Origin of the sequence: Acinetobacter sp. YH1901134 (assembly GCF_013416965.1) — a bacterium.
Taxonomy (GTDB): Bacteria; Pseudomonadota; Gammaproteobacteria; order Pseudomonadales; family Moraxellaceae; genus Acinetobacter; species Acinetobacter amyesii.
This window is the reverse complement of sequence record NZ_VPEW01000048.1, coordinates 1-1,180: the sequence shown is the minus strand read 5'-3', so window position 1 is coordinate 1,180 and position 1,180 is coordinate 1. Positions and strand designations below refer to the sequence as shown.

Genomic DNA, 1,180 nt, shown 5'->3' with positions numbered 1-1,180 from the left:
CTCTGTACACGACAAATTTCACAGAACCCTTATCCTATCAGGATTCTGCTTTCTTAAAATTGCCAAAATTTCCTTAAACTCTTCTTTTTTCCCAAAACCAATTAAACGCTGAATCGCCATTTGAACATAGTCTAAACCATAGCGAAATAAACTCATTGAGAGTCGTCCATGCTTCTTTATTTTTATCGCTTTTTTTTGATTATGTTGCCATTCACCCGTTAAGTAACACCAACAGAAGCTTATAGCTAACACCGCAATCAATTTTTTCACTCGTCTAGGGTCTGTCAAGCGCGTATTTTCAAGATTAAACCCGCGTCCTTTGAGACAACTGAATAAGGTTTCAATTTCCCAGCGTAATGCATAATCCTGAATAGCATTGGCATTAAACTGAGGAGAAACGACGAGTAAAAGCTCTCCATTTTCTAACTGTAGTGCACTTATATATAGTTTCACCCGACCAACCAAAATCCGTCGTTTACGACATTCAATTTGACCAACTTTAAGATGGCGAAATAAATCACTAATTTTATGATTCTTTCCTAAATGATTGGTGACAATGAAGTTTTTTTAACACGAATGCAGAAGTTGATGTCTTGTTCAATTAACCATGTAAACCACTGCTCACCGATAAACTCTCTGTCTGCGAACACATTCACAATACGGTCTTTACCAAAAATGGCTATAAAGCGTTGAATCAAAGCAATACGCTCTTTCGTATCTGAATTTCCACGTTTATTAAGCAATGTCCAAAGGATAGGTATCGCTATTCCACGATAAACGATTGCGAGCATCAGGATATTAATATTTCGTTTTCCCCATTTCCAATTGGTTCTATCTAAAGTCAGTTGCACTTGGTCGAATGAAAACATATTGAAAATCAACTGAGAAATTTGACGATAATCAAAATACTGACCTGCAAAGAAGCGCTGCATACGTCGATAAAATGATTGTGGTAAACACTTGATGGGCAAGGCTTTAGATGCAGAAGAAAGATTACATGTTTGCTTTAAAATAATCACAAGCATGATGAGCGCAAAGCACTTTAAATGTGACTTGTTCCATTTTAGAGATTTGTTTAAGATAAGATATAACTCATTGAGATGTGTCATAGTATTCGTCGTTAGAAAACAATTATTGTGACATTATTTCAATGAGTTATCTATTTTTGTCGTGTACAGAG

At 35.8% G+C, this 1,180-nt stretch carries 1 protein-coding gene; it reads right to left on the bottom strand.

The features are described from left to right. Positions 1-18 precede the first annotated feature (18 nt). A protein-coding gene (locus tag FTV50_RS16560) for an IS4-like element ISAba1 family transposase (RefSeq protein ID WP_085940648.1) occupies positions 19-1,109 on the bottom strand; the annotation gives its coding sequence in 2 pieces (ribosomal slippage) (positions 19-569 and positions 569-1,109; 1,092 coding nt in all). Positions 1,110-1,180: the final 71 nt, after the last annotated feature.